Here is an 18741-nt window from a genome sequence, read left to right on the forward strand (position 1 = left end):
TTCTGCCGGCGCCTCCTCAGAAGCGGGCGGGCTCTCGGTACTCGCCCCAGAGTTCCCGAAGAACGTGACAGATTTCCCCCATCGTGGCCTCCGCACGCGCCGCCTCCAGCATGGGTTCGATGAGGTTGCCGGTCCCTCTGGCCGCCTCGACCAGCGCGGCTAGCGTACGACGGACGCGGTCCTCGTCGCGGTGCGCCTTGCGCGCCGCGAGCACCCGGCACTGCTCGATCTCGACCTCGTGGCTGACCCGGAGGATGGACAGCTCACCGGAGACCGTGTCGGTCAGGGTGTTCACCCCGACGATCTTCTTTTCGCCCTTCTCCAGCTTCTGCTGGTACTCGAACGCGGCGTCGGCGATCTCGGCCATGAACCAGCCGTCCTCGATGCCGCGCAGGATGCCGCCGGTCATCGAGCCGTCCGGGCTCATCTCCTTGATCCGGGCAAAGATCTCCTCGGCCTCGGCCTCGATCGCGTCGGTGAGCGCCTCGACGTACCAGGAGCCGCCGAGCGGGTCGGCGACGTTGGTCACGCCGACCTCTTCCATCAGCACCGACTGGGTGCGCAGCGCGATCTCGGCCGACTCCGCGGTCGGCAGCGCGAGCGTCTCGTCGAGCGCGTTGGTGTGCAGCGAGTTCGTCCCGCCCAGCACGGCAGCGAGCGCCTCGACCGCGGTCCGTACGACGTTGTTGTACGGCTGCTGGGCGGTCAGTGACACGCCCGCGGTCTGGGTGTGGAAGCGCAACGACTGCGCCTTCTCGGTGCGCGCGCCGTACACGTCCCGCAGCCAGCGGGCCCAGATCCGCCGGGCCGCGCGGAACTTCGCGATCTCCTCGAAGAAGTCCAGGTGGCTGTCGAAGAAGAACGACAGGCCGGGCGCGAACACGTCGACGTCGAGCCCCCGCGACAGCCCGAGCTCGACGTACCCGAACCCGTCGGCGAGCGTGTAGGCCAGCTCCTGCGCGGCCGTCGAGCCGGCCTCGCGGATGTGGTACCCGGAGACGCTGAGCGGCTTGTACGCCGGGATGGTGGTCGCGCAGTACTCCATCAGGTCGCCGATCAGGCGCAGGTGCGGCTCCGGCGGGAACAGCCACTCCTTCTGCGCGATGTACTCCTTGAAGATGTCGGTCTGCAGCGTCCCGTTGAGCTTGGTCAGGTCGGCGCCCTGCCGCTCGGCCGCGACCAGGTACATCACGAACGCCGGTACGGCGGGGCCGGAGATCGTCATCGAGGTGGTGACGTCCTGCAGCGGGATGTCCTTGAACAGCCGGTCCATGTCGGCGGCGGAGTCGATCGCGACGCCGCAGTGGCCGACCTCGCCGAGCGACTTCGGGTCGTCGGAGTCGCGGCCCATCAGCGTCGGCATGTCGAAGGCGACCGACAGGCCGCCGCCACCGCCGTTCAGGATCATCTTGTAGCGCTCGTTGGTCTGCTCGGCGTTGCCGAAGCCGGCGAACTGCCGGATCGTCCAGGTCCGGCCGCGGTAACCGGTCGGGTACAGGCCGCGGGTGAACGGGAACTCCCCCGGCCAGCCGATCCGCTCCATCCGCGGGTCGTCGACCCCCTCGGGCGGTCCGTAGACGGGCGCGACCTCGGTACCGGAGAGCGTGGTGAAGTCCGCCTCCCGCTTGCGTGCGGCGTCGTACCGCTGCTGCCACCGGCTCCGGCCGGCGGCGATCTGCTCGGCATCCATCAGTCAGACCTCCTCGGGAACTGGTCCCAAAATACTAGGACGTCCAACTATTTCCAACCGCGGGCGGTCTGCCAAGCCATCACAATCGCGCGCCAACGGCGCGCCGCCGCGGGCCCCGGTGCGGAGTAGCGGGTTGTGATGGCCTGGGCGTCCGGCCTCTACCCAGCCAGCCGCAACCCTCGCCGGCGCGACTGCTCGCGCGGATCCGGGACGGGCGCGGCCTGCAGGAGGCGGGTCGTGTAGGGGTCCTGCGGGTTGCGCAGGACCGACTCCCGCGGGCCCTGCTCGACGAGCGTGCCGCGGCTCATCACGGCGACCCGGTCGCAGACCTGGTCGACCACGGCGAGGTCGTGGCTGATGAACAGGCAGGCGAAGTGCAGGCGCTCCTGGATCGAGCGGAACAGCTCCAGCACGGTCGCCTGGACGGAGACGTCGAGCGCCGAGGTCGGCTCGTCGGCGATCAGCAACGCCGGGTCCAGTGAGATCGCCCGGGCGATCGAGACCCGCTGCCGTTGGCCTCCGGACAGCTCGTGCGGATACCGGCCGGCCCACGCCGGCGGCAGCTCGACACTGTCCAGCAACTCCTCGACCCGCCCGCGCAACTCCGCACCCCGGACGCCGCGATGCACGGCCAGCGGCTCACCGATCGACTGCCCGATCGTGGCCCGCGGGTTCAGCGAGCCGGCCGGGTTCTGGAACACCACCCCGATCCGCGACCGCGTCTGCCGCAGTACGGCGGACGACGCCGACGACAACGCCTGCCCGGCCACCCTGACCTCGCCGCTCGTGATCGGGGCGAGCCCGAGCACCGACTTGCCGATCGTGGACTTCCCCGACCCCGACTCCCCCACCAGCCCGGTGATCTCGCCGGGCGTGAGGACGAGATCGACGTGGTCGACCGCGCGGACCGTGCGGCCCCGGCGACCGCGGTACTCGACGACGAGATCGTCGATCACCAGCGCAGGCACTTCGCGGACGACGTCGACCGGCTTGGCGTCGTCGCGCACTCCGCCCCGCGGGACGGCATCGAGGAGCGCCCGCGTGTACGGCTGCGACGGCCGGTCGAACAGCTCGTGCACGCCCGCGGTCTCGACCACCGAACCCTTGCGCATGACAACGACCCGGTCCGCCACGTCGGCGACCACGCCCATGTCGTGGGTGATGATCATGATCGAGCCGGAGATCTTCGACCGCATCGCGAGCAGTACGTCGAGCACCTCCTGCTGGACGGTCACGTCGAGCGCCGTGGTCGGCTCGTCCGCGATCAGCAGCTCCGGGTCGCAGGCGACCGCGATCGCGATCATCACCCGTTGGCACTGCCCGCCGGACAGCTGGTGCGGGTAGTACTTCAGCCGCGACTCGGGGATCTCGACCAGCTGCAGCAGCTCGACAGCGCGAGCCTGCGCCTCGGAACGGGACAGCCCGGGCTGGTGCGCCCGGATCATCTCGACCAACTGCGACCCGATCGTGAACACCGGGTCGAGCGCGCCGACCGGGTCCTGGAAGATCATCGCGATCCGCCGGCCGCGCAACGCGGTCAGCTCGGCCTTCGACATCGACAGCACGTCCTCGCCGCCGAACACGATCCGCCCGCCGACGGTCGCGTTCGACGGCAGCAGCCCGAGCGCGGCCAGCGAAGTGACGCTCTTGCCCGACCCCGACTCCCCGACGACCGCGAGCACCTCGCCCGGCCGGACCTCGAAACTCACCCGATCCACCGCACGCTGCGTCGTACCGCCAACGGTGAAGTCGACGGTCAAGTCCTCGAAGCGCAGGACGCCGGTCATGGGGCCTCCCGGCCTGGACTGAGGAGCGGAGGGAGCGAAGCGACTGGAGTGACGAGGGAAGGCCGGGAGTTCCAGCCCCATGACCCGCCGCGCGGCAGCGCGGCATTCAACAGAGTCACTCGCCCTCCTTGGCGTCCAGTTTGTCGCGGTACTCCTGCCAGTCGGCGAGCATTTTGCGGTGGTACGACGTCAGCCACTCGAAGTAGTTGCGCGCGTACCGCAGCCGCTTGCGCGGACCCGGCATGTCGTCGGGCAGCTCGTCGAGCATGTCCGAGAACAGCTGTTGCTGCTTGCCCAGCGACCGCCGCTCACCGGCCAGGAAGCTGCCCCAGATGTCGTCCTCGACCTTGAAGTAGTGGTTCCGGTCCCCGGGTACGGCGTGCCGCGCGATGAACCCGAGGTCGATCAGCCGGCGGGTCGTGCTCGAGATCGAGCCGGCACTCGCCGCCAGCGCCCGGGCCAGCTCGGCCGACGACACGTACGGCTTGTTGCTCACCATCAGGTAGCCGAGCACGCGGCCCTCCATCCGCGGCGACCCCGCGAGCTCCCGGATCAGCGCGAACTGCTCGACGAAGTCGACCCGCCGTGAGTCCTCTTCCCACGCATCGTCGTCGACCATCACGACCTCCTCGCCAGCTCGTGCACGTCGGCGGCCGCGATCTGGGCCGACCGCCGGGCCCGGAACGCCTCGACCGGCCAGCGGGACACCCCGCCGTACCGGACGTGCGACGGCTGCCCGTCGGCGTCCCAGGTGTACTCCACCTTCTCGCCACTCGAGCCGAAACCGGCGGCAGGCACCACGGCCAGCGTGTCCTCGTCGATGACCTGGAGCTCCTCGTAGCTCTCGACCGGGTCCGGCGCGGCCGGGAAGTACGCGACCAGCCGGCCGCCGAGCAGCGCGATGCTGACCACGCCCATCAGGCTCGCGAACGTCCCGCAGAACCGGCGCCCGTCGATGTCGCTCGGGACCGCGGTGCCTGCCGGAGGCTTCGCCGCCAGGTCGAGCAGCTTCACCACGCCGGTCGCAAGCGTCCCGGCCGGGCCGCCGATGCAGTTGGTCAGCACGGACACCACGAGCTGGTCGACGGGATCGATGAACGTGCGGGTGATGTGGCCCGGGTACCCGCCGCTATGGCCGACCAGCCGCCGGTCGCCGACCTTGACGATGTCCATGCCCAGCCCGTAGCGCCCGATCTCGTTGCCGTGGGCGTTGATCAGGCTCTCGTCGCGCTGCACCAGCCGCTTGCTCGCGTCGGTCAGCAACTGCTCGGCGCCGAAGTAGTGCGCGGCGCCGTACGTCGTCAGGTCCTCGGCGGTGGAGTAGAAGCCGGTGGCCGCGGCCATGGCGCGGGTGTCGACGTGCGGGATGGTCTCGCGTACGTCGACGCCGTCGAGCAGACCGGTGTGGCCGGCGGCGTACTCACCGGCGCGCTGCGGGTCCCACTCCGCGCCGGTGTTGGTCAGGCCGAGCCGGCTGGTGATGTTGGCCTCGACGTAGTCGCCGTACGACAGGCCGCTCGCGGACTCGATCACCAGGCCGAGCAGCGAGTAGCCGATGTTGGTGTACTTGAAGTGCTCGTTGCGCTCGAAGACCTGGCCGTCGGACACGCACAGCGCGATCAGCGCCTCCCGGTCCGGGAAGTGGTCCATCAGCTGCCAGTAGTCCTTGTCCACACCGTCGCGGATCACGCCGCCCTGGTGGCCGAGCAGCTCCCGCACGGTGACCGGGCCGAGTGCGCTGCCGGCAAGCTCCGCGACGTACGAGTCGACCGGGTCGTCCAGCCGGACCTTGCCCTGCTCGACGAGCTGCAGGATCGAGCTCGCGGTGAAGGTCTTCGAGTGCGAGGCGATCCGGAACAGGTGGTCGGTGCGCAGCGGCGTCCCGGCGACCTCGTCGCTGAAGCCGAGCGCGGTCGACAGCACCACCTCGTCGCCGACGCGCACAGCGGCCTGCACGCCCGGCGTGCGGAAGTAGTTGCGCTGGTACTCGAGCCAGCTCTGCAGGGCGGGTGCGGCTTCCCGGGCGGTGTGGATGTCGAGCAAGGCGGCGTCCGTTCTGTGGTGGGTGGTCATTCAGGAGCGTCCCTTCGGGTTCACCGCGTCGCGCAGCACGTCGCCGAGGGTGATCAGGCTCAGTACGGTCGCGGCGAGGAAGATGCCCGGATAGATCAAAGTGTGCGGTGCCTGCTGGAACCGCGACTGCGCGGTGGCCAGTTGCAGGCCCCACGAGATCGACGGCGCCCGCAGCCCGAGGCCGAGGAAGGTCAGGGTGGACTCGGCGACGATGACACCGCCGACGGTCAGCGTGGCAACCGCGAGCACCGGGCCGATCGAGTTCGGCAGCACGTAGTGGGTGAGGATCCGGCTGACCGGGAACCCCATCGCCTTCGCGGCCTGGACGTACTCGGCGTCCCTCGTCGCGCGGACCGTCGTACGGACCATCCGGGCCAGCGCCGGCCAGGAGAACAGGGCGAGAACGAGCGAGACTGACAGCACCGAGCGCTCACCGAGGCTGTTCAGTACGACGATCGCGCCGAGCAGGAACGGGAAGCCGAGGAACACGTCGGTGAGCCGGGCCAGCACCGAGTCCGTCCAGCCGCCGACGTACCCGGCCACGGTCCCGATCAGCACGGCGATGGCGAGCGCGATCAGCGTGCAGAACAGGCCGACCGACAACGACGCGCGGGCGCCGTGCACGACGTTCGCGTACACGTCACACCCCTGCAGATCCTGGCCGAACAGGTGTCCCGGCGACGACGGACGCGCGCTCGCGGAGATGTCGCACGCCCGCGGATCCACCTGGCTGAACAGGCCCGGGAACAAGGCGAGCAGGACGAGTACGACGAGCACCGTCAGCGGCACCCAGAACAGCACCCGGCGGCGGACAGTCGCCCAGACACCGCGACCGGCCAGCGCGTCCTCTTCGACGGACTGCGCGAGTACCTGATCAGTCATGGCGGATCCTCGGATCGAGCAGCGAGTTGAGCAGGTCGACGACCACGCTGGTGACCAGGAAGATCAGGATCAGCGCGGTCGCGATCCCGACCACGGTCGGTCCCTCGTGCACCCGGATCGACTGGAACAGCAGTTGGCCGACCCCCGGCAGGTTGAAGATCCCCTCGGTCACCACGGCACCGCCGAGCAACGCGCCGAGGTCGATGGCCAGGTAGGTCAGCACCGGGATCGACGAGTTCCGCAGGACGTGCACACCGATGACGCGGCGCCGGGTCAGGCCCTTCGCCCACAGCGCCCGGACGAAGTCCGAGCTCATCGTCTCGACCACGCTCCCCCGCGTCAGCCGGGCGACCGCGGCCAGGCCGTAGATCGCGAGAACCGTTGCCGGCAGCAAATACGAGCCGGGCCAGCCGTCGTTGACGCCTGCGATCGGGAACAGCGACAGCTTCACGCCGAACACCAGCTGCGCCGTCACCGCCATCACGAAGATCGGCACCGAGGTGATCAGGATGGTCATGATCAGCACGCCGCGGTCGATCCAGGTGTTCTTCCGCAGCCCGGCCAGCAAGCCGAGGCCGACGCCAAGGACCACCTGGATCACCCATGCCGTCAGCGCCAGCCGGATCGTCACCGGCCAGCGGTCCGCCAGCCGCTCGGCCACCGAGCGGCCGCGGAAGTCGACGCCGAGGTCGCCGGTCACCAGGTTGCCGAGATAGCGCAGGTACTGCGACCAGAGCGGGTCGTTCAGGTGGTACAGCTCCCGGATCCGCTCGACGACCGCCGGCGACAACGGCTGGTCGCCACCGAGGCTCGAGATCGGGTCGCCGGGCAACGCGAAGACGGCGGCGTAGATCGCGAACGTGACGCCGAAGAACACCAGCACGAGCTCGACGAGCCGCCTGATCGTGAAGCGCAGCATCAGCCCGCCTCTCGCCGTACGGCGTTCAGCAGGGCGAGCGTGGCGGCGTACTGGACCCCGACGAGGTGCTTGATCGGGACGGTCCGCAGGTCCTGGTCGAGTGTCGCGGCCTCGTCCTGCCACTCGCGGTAGGACTCCCGCAGTCGCCGGCCGAGCGGGTGCAGCGCCGCGTGCGCGCTGCCTCGGGCGATCTCGCCGTCGATGGCGCGGACGAGCATTCCGCCGTACCGCAGCCGGAAGGAGCGGTTGATGTCGAACAGGCCGAAGACCTCCGCGACCGTCGCGCGCCGGGCCGGGTCGAGGTCCTCGGCCCGCCGCCGTTCGCGATCCGGCCGCCTGAGCAGGTACGGCATGAACGACGCGACCGCCCGGACCAGCTGTGAGTCGTCCGACAGGTACGGCCGCGCCGCCTGGAAGACGTCGTCGATCACCAGCAGGTCCTTCTCGAGCTCGTCCGCCGCATTCATCAGCACCTGCTGGTACGGCGAGTCCGTCTCCGTCTCGTCGTCGACCGCCGGATGCGTCCAGTACGGCAGCTCGGCGACCAGGCTCACCGTGCCATGGCGTTCCGCGTAGGCGGCCGACGAGCTGCCGGCCTCGTTCGGCGTCGGCAGCCCCAGCCGCTCGGCATAGTCGTACGACGCCTTGGCGGAGATCATCTCGAACACCGCCGGGCCGAGCGGACGGGCGACGGGCGTCTCGGGCTCACCGAGATCGAGCGGCAGATCGAAGGACGCGGCGATGGCGTGCAACTCGTCGACGAAGCCCTCGATGTCCCTGGTGACGTAGTAGTACACGCCGCCGAGCTCGGTGTTGTGCAGCGAGGCCGCGATCACCGGTTTCAGCTCGTCGATCACCCGCATCAGCGCGAACGCCTCGGGCATCACCTGGTCGAAGTAGGCGTCCTTGTACTGGAACGGGAACGACCACTCGACCTGCTCGGCCGGCGCCGGGCGGTAGAAGTGTTCGCCGTAGTGCACCCGGTTGAACCGGCCGTCGAACCAGCCCTCGTTCAGCCGGGTCCCGTCGGGGTCGATGCAGCCGATGATGTTCCAGCGGCACCCGGCGCGCAGGTCCGGGTCGGCGACCAGGTCCTCGGCGAGCTGGATCGCGGTCCAGAACCCGATCGGCTCGTTCGGGTGCACGCCGGCGTAGACGAGCGCCTGGTCGGGACCATCGCCGACGGAGTACATCGTGATCGGCTCGCCGAGTCGCGACGTCCCTATCCGGCGCTTGGTCACCAGGCCGGGGTGGTTGCCTGCAAGCTCGTCCAGCCGGTCCGCGATCTCGTCGGCACCCGGGAAGTGGTCGAGGTCGGGGACGCGGTGGGCCCGCTCCAGGATCTCCCGGAGCGGGCCGCCGTCGGTTGCCTTCATCAACTGTCCGCCAGGGTGGTGTTCTCGAGCTCGACGGCGCCGGCGCCCTCGGACAGCTTCGCGATCCGGTCCGAGGTGGCGTAGGCGTACTTCTCGAAGAACATCGGCGGCGCCGGGAAGTCCTTCAGGATCGCCTTCTGCACCTCGACGTACCCCTCGATCGCCTTCTGCTGGTCGACCTGCGCGTCGGCCTTCGCGAGCAACTGCTCGACCTCCGGGGTGTAGTACGGGATGCAGTTCGTGCAGCCGCCTGCCTTGGTGTAGAAGGACCGCAGAGTGTTCTGCTGGCTGGCGTAGAGCGCGCCCCAGCGGGAGAAGTACGGTCCGGTGAGCTTCTTCTCGGTGCGCAGCTTCTGGAACTCGGGGAAGTCGGTCGTCGGGGTCGCGGTGACGTCCTTGATCCCGAGGTTCTGCCGGAGCTGGTTGGCGTAGGCGTTGTACAGGTCGTCGAGGCCCGCACCGCCCGGGTACCGGATCTCCATCTTTCCGGAGAAGCCGCCGGCGTCGGCCAGCAACTGCTTGGCCTTCGTGGGGTTGAAGGTGCAGAGCTCCCCGCAGAGACCGGTCGGGGTGCCCGGCTCGCCCGGCGGGGTCAGCGCGCTGGCCGGTTCCCAGATGCCGCCGTAGATCACGTCGCTGACGGCCTTGCGGTCGATCGCCATCGAGATCGCCTGCCGGACCCGGACGTCGGCGTAGCGCTTATCGTACAGCGGCAGGCCGAGGTAGTTCATGCCGAGGCCCTGGAAGACGTAGGCGCGGTCGCCGAAGTCCTTCTTCACCTGCGCCATCCGGCTGGCCGGCACGAACAGGATGTCGGTGTTGCCGGCCTGGACGTCGGTGTAGGCAGTCGTCATGTCGGTGTAGGGCTTGAAGGAGATCTCGTCGACACTCGGCTTCGGGCCCTGGTAGTTCGCGTACGCCTTGACCGTCACCGGCTCGTTCTCCCGGTAGCTGTCGACGATCTCGAACGGGCCGTTGCCGACCGGCTTCTTCCCGAACCCGTCGAGGTCGGCGTACGCCGCCTCGGGCAGCGGGAAGAACCCGGTCTGCGCCTGGGACAGCTGGGTCGGGAACTGGCCGTCGGGGCTCTTCAGCGTGACGGTGAAGGTCAGCTCGTCGACCACCTCGAGGCCGGACATCTGGGTGGTCGTGGGCTTGCCACTGGCCGGATTGAGGGCGTCGTACCCGGCGATGTTGACCAGCTGGCCGCTGTTCTCCCAGGCGTTCGGGCCGTAGGCGACGGTGTTCCAGGCCTTCACGTAGCTCTCGGCGGTCACCTTCTCGCCGTTGTGGAAGGTCCAGCCCGGGCGCAGCTTGATGGTCCAGTGCACCGCGTCGGTGGACTTCACCGACTCGGCGTTCAGGTAGGTCAGCGAACCGTCGGCCTTGACGAAGGTGAGGCCCGAGAACAGCGCCCTGACCTGCGGGAACGCGATCGTCTGCCGGCCCGGGTTCAGGGTCACCGGGTCGTCGACGGCGTACGAGATCGCTCTGGTCCCGCTCTCGGCCGACCCGCCGGACCCGCCTCCGGAGCAGCCGGTGACCGCGAGGGCGCCGGCGAGGAGAACGGCAGCAACACGCTTCATGGGGTCCTCCAGGGGACTTCGCGGCCGTGGGGGCCGGCCGGGTTCTCCCGATCCTGGAACACGAGGTGGATGCCTGGCAATAGGGAAGCTTGGGAAGTTTCAGTATCGAATGAACTTTTAGCCTGCGCGTAACACAAGGTGTCCGCGGAGTGGACAGCTGTCAGGTGAAGTCGCCGGCGCTGTGCCGCAGCGGCTCGAGGACGGACCAGAGCATCTTGAGCTGCTCGTCGGTCAGGCCGGACAGGGCGAAGTCGGCGGCGACCAGGTCCGCGGTGGCGCGTTCGACCAGCTCGCGGCCCTCGGGCGTGATCTCGCACAGCACCGCGCGGCCGTCGTCCGGGTGCGGTTCGCGGGTCACCAGTCCGGCTGCCTCCAGCCGCCGTACGATCGAGGTCACCGAGGTCGGGTGCACCTGCAGGCGCTCGCCCATCTTGCCCAGCGGCAACGACCCGCGCCGGGAGAAGGTGAGCAGCACCAGCGCCTCGAACCGGGCGAACGTCAGCCCGTGCTTGCGCAGGATGTCGTCGAGCTCACCGATGACGATCTGCTGGGCCCGCATCAGCGACGTGACGGCCCGCATCTGCTCGACCGCGCCCCACCGCCGGCCCCACTGCCGCGACGCCTCGTCAATCGGATCGAACGGCAACGCCCTCTTCCTCGCCATGAGCCGAAGATTAGCTCCACACTAGGCAGACCATGGCGAATCTCAGGGCGAAACTCAGGCATTCGGACTTCCCCGACCTAGGCAACGACTCCCCCGCCGAGCAACTGATCAGTGTGCGGTTCCACTGGTACTTCCGGCACGCGCGGCAGGCCCGGATCGCCTACCGCGCACTCGGCACCCTGCAGTTGCTCGCGGCCCTCGTCATCGCGATCTCGGTCGCCATCTCCGCCCCCACCTGGCTGGCGCCGGCCCTCGGCGGCGTGATCGCCCTGGCCGAGGGCATCCGCACCCTGTTCGGGTACCGGGACACCTATCCGACCTACACCCGCACCGCCCAGCACCTCCGCAACGAGGCCTGGCTCTACGCCCAGCACGCCGGTCGCTACGCGAAATCCGAGGACCCGGTCCGCCTGCTCGCCGAGCGCGTGGTCGAGATCAGCCAGGAGGAGACCGCCGACTGGGAGGCCGCCTTCAAGACCCGCACCATCTGATATCTGTCCGCGGCGGCTGTCATGCTCTGGCGTATGACGCAGGCGGAGTTCTACCTCGGGCAGTTGCGAGCCGAGTCGACGCGGCTGGGTGAGGTCGCGCGGATGGGGCTGGAGGCCGCGGTGCCGAGTTGCCCCGGGTGGACGGTCGAGTCGGTGGTGCGGCACGTGGCCACGGTGTACCTGCACAAGGTGGAGGTGTTGCGGCTCGGCGCCCTGCCGGACCCATGGCCGCCGGACTTCGGTGCGCGGGATGCGCTCGAGTTGTACGACGAAGCACGCGGGGCGATCGTGGACGCCCTGGTCGCGGCCGGGACCGAGCGGGAGACGTGGACCTTCAACCCGGACGACAAGACCTCCGGGTTCTGGTTCCGGCGAATGGCGCTGGAGAGTGTGGTGCACCGGATCGACGTCGAGCAGGCGAACGACGTGGTCACGCCGATCGACCCCGAGTTGGCGCTCGACGGTATCGACGAGTTGCTCTACCCCAACCTGGGCGGGCCGTGGTGGGAGGAGGGCGACACCGAGCACCCAGTCGACGCCGCCGTACGGATCACCGCCGATGGACGGTCCTGGACGGTGCGCGCGGATGCCACGAGCGTCGCGGTGAGCCAGGGGACCGACGGTGAGGTGGCGGCCGAGGTCTTCGGGTCGGCCGATGCCGTGTTCCTGTGGTTGTGGGGGCGGCTGGACGCGGCTGTGATCCAGTCCGCCGGCGACGAGGGCGTCGTACGGGACTTTCGGGCGCGGGTGGCGGAGTGCACGACCTGAGCGGTGTCCTGTTCCGGGGTGGCTGTTCGTTCCCTTGTCGAAGGACCAGAGTGGTCCTGGCAGAAGGAGGCCTCCGATGGCGCAGTACCTGGCACTGACCTACACACCGGACGTCGACTGGTGGGCGCCCGAGCACGCGAGTGAGCTGGCGGAGTACCGGCAGTTCGGGGTGGACCACGAGGGCAGCATCAAGGCGAGTGCCGTGCTGCATCCGACGCCGACGGCAACCGTCGTACGGGTGGAGGGTGCCCGCGGCGGGAAGGTCGTCACGACCGACGGGCCGTACGCCGAGACGAAGGAAGCGCTGACCGGCTACTACCTGATCGAGGCCGACGACCTGGAGCAGGCGGTGGCGATCGCGGCGCAGATCCCGGCCGCGTGGAACGGCGCCGTCGAGGTCCGGCCGGTCATCAACGCCAAGTAGCCGGCAAGTAGTCCGGCCGTGTCCGACGACGCGCTCGCCGAGACGATCCGGATCGAGGGCACGCGGATTATCGCGACCCTGATCCGGACCGTCGGCGACGTGCAGCTCGCCGAGGACGCCGTCCAGGAAGCGACCCTGGCGGCCCTCGGCGCCTGGCCGGTGACCGGGGTGCCGCCCGAGCCCCGCGCCTGGCTGACCGTGACCGCGCGACGGAAGGCGATCGACATGATCCGCCGCGAACGCGCCCGCCCGGGCAAGGAACGCGACGGGCTCGAACTGCTGGAGCTCAGCCAGTCGGACGGGTTCGTACCCGACAGCGTGGTGCAGGACGACCTGCTCCGCCTGATCTTCACCTGCTGTCACCCAACGCTGTCGCCGCCGACCCGGGTCGCACTCGCCCTGCGCACTCTCTGCGGCCTGTCCCCCGCGCAGATCGCGGGCGTCCTCCTGACGACCGAGGTCGCCACGACCAAACGCCTCACCCGCGCCCGGCAGAAGATCGCGGCCGCCCACATCCCGTACCGCGTGCCACCCGAGGACGAGCTACCCGACCGCCTCCCGGCCGTCTGCGCAGTGATCCACAGCCTCTACACTGCCGGCCACGCGCCGATCGAGGGCGAGACCGCGTACGACGTCGACGTCTGCGCCGAGGCGATCCGCCTCGCCGAACTGCTGCACGAACTACTGCCCGAGCAGTCGATGCCCACCGCCGTACTGGCACTGCTGCTCCTCACCGAGGCCCGCCGCCCGGCCCGGCTCGACGAGGCCGGCGAAGTCGTCACGCTCGACCAGCAGGACCGCTCGCGCTGGGACCCGGACCTGATCGCCCGCGGCGTCGCCATGCTCAACGACTCGCTGGAGCGGTCGAACCGCCAGGCCGACCCCTACCAGTTGCAGGCCGCGATCGCCGCCGAGCACGCCCGCGTCCCGAGCTACGCGGCCACCGACTGGCGCGAGATCCTCCGGCTGTACGACCTGCTCGTGTCGATCGCCCCGAGTACGTCGGCGCACCTCGCCCACGCTGTTGCGGCCGCCGAGGCCGACGGCACCGCGGCCGGGCTAGCGCTGCTCGACGGACTCCCTGCGAGCCCGCGCTGGCACGCCGTACGCGCGGAACTCCTCGCTCGCGATCACAGGTACGCCGAAGCCGCCGACGAACTCACTCAGGCACTCACCGGACCGGCCACCGATCCGGAACGGACCCACCGCGAACGGCGGCGGCGGATCTTCCTGGAGAAGTCCGGCTAGTCGCGGTCCTCGTCGGTCCAGTTGCCGCGCTCGCTGTTGAAGATCGACTTGCTGCCGGAGCCGGCCACCGGGCGGGACTGGGACTGGTGAGTCTGCGCTGGGGCCACCGTCGTGGTGACCTCCTGCGCGGAGTCCATCCCGATCGGACCGGTGCCGTCGTCGTCGGAGTCGTCGTCGCCCTGCACCACGTCGACGCTCGCGGACGCGCGCAGACCGGTGCGCTGGATGACCCGCTGGATGGTCAGGTCCCGGTCGTCCGGGCGGCTGACCCACCGGATCTCCCGGAAGCCCTGGTCCTGCGCCGCGGACTCGAAGACGAAGTGGCCGTAGCCGAAGATCCGCCCGACGATCGGCTTCTGCAGGGTGATGTCCAGGACGCGCGCGATCGGCGTGGTCGCGACGGTCTGGGAGAAGACGCCGCGGATCCGCATGACCCGCATGTTCGTGACCACGAACCGGTCCCGGTGGTGGGTGAGGAACTGCCAGAAGGCGTGCATCAGCAGGATCAGCACGATCGCCAGCACCACCTGGGTGCCGCCGATCGAGTCGGTCACCAGCGCCACCAGCAGGGCGGTCGCCAGCACCACCTCGAGCATCGGCACCGTGAAGACCACCCAGTGCTGCCGGACCTCGTCGATGACGACTTCGCCCTCGTCCGAGATCAGATGGCGCCGGACCTTCGGATCGAAGATCCGGAACAGGCCTATTCCGGCCATCCGCTCACTCCCCTGTCACGCTGTTGTGTGACCCCGTACAGCCAAGTGTCCCGCACGAGGGCTCGTCGCGGGACACTCCGGCGGCAGATCAGCTGAACAGCGCACTCAGGAAGGTGATCACGCTCTCGAATGCGTCACCGACGGCCGAGAACGCGCCGCCCACCGCGTCGGCTGCGTTTGCCGGCTGAGTGAACAGATAGAAAGCCGCAAAGGCGATGACCGACCAGATCAACAGCTTCTTCGGCATGTCACCACTCCTCGTTCGCAACCACTTCGGTCGACTGTGTTTGGATTTGTATCACGGACCGTCACCAATTGTCACTGACTGAACACAGCCCACCGCACAATGCTCACCAGCTACAAGTCCCATTCTGTAACGGATTCGGGGGCATGGCAGCAACCGGCGCGCCGCCGTGAGACGCGGATCGCGCCGTTGCGGGGAAATCTCCCCGGATCTGCCCGAATTCGGAACTCATGTCACTCCTATCACACCAGACGACACAATGTGACAGAGTGTGGTCGAGTGTTGCAGCTCGTGCCCCATCACAGCGCCGCGATGAGCTCGTCGGCGGCCGTGTACGGGTCCGTGTTCCCCTCGGCCACCTTGGCGGCCAGCACGTCCAGCCGGGCGTCGCCGTGCAGGTGCGCGAACCGGGACCGCAGCGCCGTCATCGCGATCGCCTCGATCTCGTCCCGGGCCCGGCTCCGGCGGCGCTCGTCCAGGACGCCGTTGGATGCCATCCAGGCCAGCCGGTCCTCGATCGCGGCCACCACCTCGGCGACCCCCTCGTTGCGTGAGGCAACGGTCTTGAGGATCGGCGGCGACCACGCGCCTTCGGGCCGCTCGGCCAGCGCCAGCATCGCCCGCAGGTCCCGGGTGACGGCCTGGACGCCGTCCCGATCGGCCTTGTTCACAACGTAGATGTCGCCCACCTCGAGGATGCCGGCCTTCGCCGCCTGGATCCCGTCGCCCATCCCCGGCGCCAGCAGCACCAGCGTCGTGTCGGCCATCCCGGCGATCTCCACCTCGGACTGACCGACCCCGACGGTCTCCACCAGGACGACGTCGAACCCGGCCGCGTCGAGCACCCGCAACGCCTGCGGCGTCGACCACGCCAGGCCGCCGAGATGCCCGCGGGACGCCATCGACCGGATGAACACCCCGGCATCCGTCGCGTGGTCCTGCATCCGCACCCGGTCGCCCAGCAATGCGCCGCCGGAGAACGGCGACGACGGGTCGACCGCGAGCACGCCGACCCGCTTCCCGGTCTCCCGGTACGCCGAGACCAGCGCCGACGTCGACGTGGACTTGCCGACCCCCGGGGAGCCGGTGATCCCGACGATGTGCGCGTTCCCGGCGTACGGCGACAGCGCCGCCATCACCTCGCGGAGCAGCGGCGACTCGTCCTCGACCAGCGAGATCAGCCGGGCGACGGCCCGGGAGTCACCCTCCCGGGCTCGCTCGACCAGTTCGCCGACCGGGGCGGTCCGTCGTGGCATCAGCCCTCTCGCAGTCAGCGCCGGGGTACCCGCACGATCAGGGCGTCACCCTGACCGCCACCGCCGCACAGGGCCGCGGCGCCGACGCCGCCGCCACGACGCCCGAGCTCCAGCGCGAGGTGCAGCACGAGGCGGGCGCCGGACATGCCGATCGGGTGGCCGAGGGCGATCGCGCCGCCGTTCACGTTGACCTTGTCGACGTCGACCTGGAGCTCCCGCGCGGACGCGATGCCGACCGCGGCGAAGGCCTCGTTGATCTCGATCAGGTCGAGCGCGGACGGCTCGATGCCCTCCTTCTGGCAGGCCTTGACGATCGCGTTCGCCGGCTGGCTCTGCAGCGACGAGTCCGGTCCGGCGACCGAGCCGTGGGCGCCGATCTCGGCGATCCAGCTCAGCCCGAGCTCCTCGGCCTTCGCCTTGCTCATCACGACCACGGCGCAGCCGCCGTCGGAGATCTGCGAGGCCGAGCCGGCGGTGATCGTGCCGTCCTTGCCGAAGGCCGGCCGCAGCTTGGCCAGGGACTCGGCCGAGGTGTCGCTGCGGACACCTTCGTCGCTGTCGACCACGATCGGGTCGCCCTTGCGCTGCGGCACCTCGACCGGGACCACCTCGTCGGCGAAGACGCCGTTCTTCCAGCCGGCCGCGGCCAACTGGTGCGAGCGGGCGCTGAACTCGTCCTGCTCCTCGCGGCTGAGCTTCAGGCCCTCGTTGTTCGCCTGGTCGGTGAGCGCGCCCATCGCCTGGTCGGTGAAGGCGTCCCAGAGGCCGTCGAACGCCATCGAGTCGACCAACGGCACATCGCCGTACTTGAAGCCCTCGCGGGACTTCGGCAGCAGGTGCGGGGAGTTCGTCATCGACTCCATGCCGCCGGCCACGACGAGGTCGTACTCACCGGCGCGGATCAGCTGGTCGGCCAGGGCGATCGCGTTCAGGCCGGACAGGCAGACCTTGTTGATCGTGATGGCCGGGATGTTCATCGGAATGCCGGCCTTGACCGCGGCCTGGCGGGCGGTGATCTGGCCGCCGCCGGCCTGCAGCACCTGGCCCATGATCACGTACTCGACCTGGTCCGGCGCGACGCCGGCCTTGTCCAGTGCGCCCTTGATCGCGAACCCGCCGAGCTCGGCGCCGGTGAAGCCCTTGAGGCCACCCAGCAGCCGCCCGATCGGGGTCCGCGCGCCGGCGACTATGACGGTGTGGTTCCGCGTGTCAGACATGCTGTCACGATACCTGCGACGGCACTGGTACGCCCCTGGTCCGACCCTGTCGATCAGGTCACACGCGGCGCGGGTTTGCCGGTCGACGTGATCGGCAGCTCATCGGTGAAAAGGATCCACCGCGGCACCTTCGCCGGCGTCAGCCGGGACCGCGCGTAGGCCACCAACTCCGGGCCCTCCACCGGGTCCCGCCGGACGACGTCCGCCCGCAGCAGGGCGCCGTACTCGTCGTCGGGTACGCCGACCACGCGGGCGTCGGCCACGGCCGGGTGCGTGAGCAACGCGTTCTCCACCTCGACCGGGAAGACGTTCTCCCCGCCGGTGACGATCAGATCGTCGGCCCGGCCGTCGACGAAGTACCGCCCGGCGGAGTCGCGATGCCCGAGATCGCCGGAATCCGCCGGAGTCCCCGCCAGCCGGCCGCCGACGTGCAGCCGACCGATGTCGCCGGCGGGCAGCGTTCGGCCCTCGTCGTCAAGGACCGCGAGTTGTACGCCGGCCGCCGGCCGGCCGATCGTGCCCGGCGCCTCGCGCAGATCCATCGGGGTGGCGAGCGTCGCCCAGCCCAGCTCGCTGGATCCGTAGAGGTTGAACAGCATCGGTCCGAAGGCTCTCGTCAGCCGCTCCGCCACGGCCGGATGCAACTGCCCGGCACCACTGACGACAGCGCTGAGGGGTACCTCGACCCCGGTCCGCGCGACCTTCGACAGGATCGGCGGTACGCCGGTCAGCAGAGCGCCTGGGTGGTCGCGCAGGAAGTCCGCGACCTCGTCGGGATGGAAACGGCGCCGGACGACGACCGGCATCCCGAAGGCCAGCCCCAACGCCAGGAACCCGACCCCGAAACCGTGGAAGAAGGGCTGGGTGACGACCAGCGGAACCCCGTGCTGCAAGGGCAAACGTCGCACCAGGGTCGCGATCGGGACGGCTTGTGACACGGCCACCTTCCGCTCGACGACCTTCGGCGTACCCGTGCTGCCGGATGTCATCACGACCACCTGACCCCGGCGCCCGGCGCGGTGCTTGCCCACGTCGACGGCTGGTCCGCGGGGGTCGGCCAGGACGACGTCCGCGTTGGCGCGCAGGCCGGAGACGACGGCGGCGACGAAGGATCGGCCGTTGGGCTCGCGGACCACGACGCGCTCGCCGTCGGTCGGGTTGTGGGTCAGCTCTTCGAGGTCGGCGTACGTGAGCGGGCCGTCGTCGTCGATCAGCGCGACCTCGTCGGGATGGTTGCGGGCGGCAAGCTTCGTGAGGGTGGCCAGCGTCAGGCCGTGGGCGCGGAAGGCGCCGGGCGCGCGCCAGGGCCGCACGGCCGCCAGCAGCCGGCCGAGACCGATGGGTACGTCCCCCGCCACAGACTCAGTGTCGCATCGGCCACTTTTGGTTGGAATCGCGTG

The 18741-nt window shown here is 69.7% G+C and carries 18 protein-coding genes; 4 read left to right on the top strand and 14 right to left on the bottom strand.

All coding sequences use genetic code 11. The features are described 5' to 3' along the window. Positions 1 to 16 precede the first annotated feature (16 nt). The 9 genes from ACIBGM_RS30030 to ACIBGM_RS30070 all read right to left on the bottom strand — a co-directional run bounded on the left by ACIBGM_RS30030 (position 17) and on the right by ACIBGM_RS30070 (position 10977). Positions 17 to 1690 carry a methylmalonyl-CoA mutase family protein gene (locus ACIBGM_RS30030; RefSeq protein WP_360524100.1) on the bottom strand — a complete coding sequence of 558 codons (1674 nt, stop codon included), beginning with the start codon at positions 1688 to 1690 and terminating at the stop codon, positions 17 to 19. Between the two features lie 158 nt (positions 1691 to 1848). Beyond that, positions 1849 to 3477 carry an ABC transporter ATP-binding protein gene (locus tag ACIBGM_RS30035; RefSeq protein ID WP_360524103.1) on the bottom strand — a complete coding sequence of 543 codons (1629 nt, stop codon included), beginning with the start codon at positions 3475 to 3477 and terminating at the stop codon, positions 1849 to 1851. 115 nt (positions 3478 to 3592) lie between these two features. Then, entirely contained in the window at positions 3593 to 4096 is a 504-nt protein-coding gene (locus tag ACIBGM_RS30040) for a GbsR/MarR family transcriptional regulator (protein WP_396387420.1), read from the bottom strand. After that, positions 4096 to 5550, bottom strand: a complete 1455-nt coding sequence (locus tag ACIBGM_RS30045) for a serine hydrolase domain-containing protein (protein WP_396387421.1) — start codon at positions 5548 to 5550, stop codon at positions 4096 to 4098. The genes ACIBGM_RS30040 and ACIBGM_RS30045 overlap by 1 nt, the downstream gene beginning before the upstream one ends. Beyond that, positions 5551 to 6432 carry an ABC transporter permease gene (locus tag ACIBGM_RS30050; RefSeq protein ID WP_396387422.1) on the bottom strand — a complete coding sequence of 294 codons (882 nt, stop codon included), beginning with the start codon at positions 6430 to 6432 and terminating at the stop codon, positions 5551 to 5553. Beyond that, positions 6425 to 7351 carry an ABC transporter permease gene (locus ACIBGM_RS30055; RefSeq protein ID WP_396387423.1) on the bottom strand — a complete coding sequence of 309 codons (927 nt, stop codon included), beginning with the start codon at positions 7349 to 7351 and terminating at the stop codon, positions 6425 to 6427. Before ACIBGM_RS30055 ends, ACIBGM_RS30050 begins: the two co-directional genes overlap by 8 nt. Further along, a complete protein-coding gene (locus ACIBGM_RS30060; protein WP_360524118.1) occupies positions 7351 to 8727 on the bottom strand; it encodes a M14 family zinc carboxypeptidase in 1377 nt (458 codons plus the stop codon). The genes ACIBGM_RS30055 and ACIBGM_RS30060 overlap by 1 nt, the downstream gene beginning before the upstream one ends. Then, positions 8727 to 10313: an ABC transporter substrate-binding protein gene (locus tag ACIBGM_RS30065; RefSeq protein WP_360524122.1), complete on the bottom strand. Its 1587-nt coding sequence runs from the start codon at positions 10311 to 10313 to the stop codon at positions 8727 to 8729. Before ACIBGM_RS30065 ends, ACIBGM_RS30060 begins: the two co-directional genes overlap by 1 nt. 160 nt (positions 10314 to 10473) lie before the next feature. Beyond that, complete coding sequence (locus ACIBGM_RS30070; RefSeq protein ID WP_360524125.1) at positions 10474 to 10977, bottom strand: MarR family transcriptional regulator; 504 nt, start codon at positions 10975 to 10977, stop codon at positions 10474 to 10476. Between the two features lie 32 nt (positions 10978 to 11009). Between ACIBGM_RS30070 and ACIBGM_RS30075 the strand changes: the two genes are divergently transcribed. The 4 genes from ACIBGM_RS30075 to ACIBGM_RS30090 all read left to right on the top strand — a co-directional run bounded on the left by ACIBGM_RS30075 (position 11010) and on the right by ACIBGM_RS30090 (position 13908). Continuing rightward, positions 11010 to 11468: a DUF4231 domain-containing protein gene (locus tag ACIBGM_RS30075; RefSeq protein WP_360524128.1), complete on the top strand. Its 459-nt coding sequence runs from the start codon at positions 11010 to 11012 to the stop codon at positions 11466 to 11468. A gap of 33 nt (positions 11469 to 11501) precedes the next feature. After that, on the top strand, positions 11502 to 12236 hold the full coding sequence (locus tag ACIBGM_RS30080) for a maleylpyruvate isomerase family mycothiol-dependent enzyme (RefSeq protein ID WP_360524130.1): 735 nt from the start codon (positions 11502 to 11504) through the stop codon (positions 12234 to 12236). A 76-nt stretch (positions 12237 to 12312) separates the two neighbouring features. Further along, a complete protein-coding gene (locus ACIBGM_RS30085; RefSeq protein WP_360524134.1) occupies positions 12313 to 12660 on the top strand; it encodes a YciI family protein in 348 nt (115 codons plus the stop codon). 18 nt (positions 12661 to 12678) lie between these two features. After that, positions 12679 to 13908 (top strand): RNA polymerase sigma factor, encoded by a 1230-nt coding sequence (locus ACIBGM_RS30090; RefSeq protein ID WP_396387424.1) that lies wholly within the window; start codon positions 12679 to 12681, stop codon positions 13906 to 13908. Here ACIBGM_RS30090 and ACIBGM_RS30095 read toward each other — a convergent pair. The 5 genes from ACIBGM_RS30095 to ACIBGM_RS30115 form a co-directional block, all read right to left on the bottom strand. After that, complete coding sequence (locus ACIBGM_RS30095) at positions 13905 to 14624, bottom strand: PH domain-containing protein (protein WP_396387425.1); 720 nt, start codon at positions 14622 to 14624, stop codon at positions 13905 to 13907. The genes ACIBGM_RS30090 and ACIBGM_RS30095 overlap by 4 nt on opposite strands. Positions 14625 to 14712: 88 nt before the next feature. Next, positions 14713 to 14871: a hypothetical protein gene (locus ACIBGM_RS30100; RefSeq protein ID WP_360536758.1), complete on the bottom strand. Its 159-nt coding sequence runs from the start codon at positions 14869 to 14871 to the stop codon at positions 14713 to 14715. A gap of 296 nt (positions 14872 to 15167) precedes the next feature. Then, on the bottom strand, positions 15168 to 16124 hold the full coding sequence (meaB, locus tag ACIBGM_RS30105; protein ID WP_360536756.1) for a methylmalonyl Co-A mutase-associated GTPase MeaB: 957 nt from the start codon (positions 16122 to 16124) through the stop codon (positions 15168 to 15170). Between the two features lie 14 nt (positions 16125 to 16138). After that, positions 16139 to 17341, bottom strand: coding sequence for an acetyl-CoA C-acetyltransferase (locus tag ACIBGM_RS30110; protein ID WP_396387426.1), 1203 nt, complete (start codon positions 17339 to 17341; stop codon positions 16139 to 16141). 53 nt (positions 17342 to 17394) lie between these two features. Continuing rightward, positions 17395 to 18699: an AMP-binding protein gene (locus ACIBGM_RS30115; RefSeq protein ID WP_396387427.1), complete on the bottom strand. Its 1305-nt coding sequence runs from the start codon at positions 18697 to 18699 to the stop codon at positions 17395 to 17397. Positions 18700 to 18741 lie beyond the last annotated feature (42 nt).

The organism is Kribbella sp. NPDC050470, from assembly GCF_044458365.1.
Lineage (GTDB): Bacteria > Actinomycetota > Actinomycetes > Propionibacteriales > Kribbellaceae > Kribbella.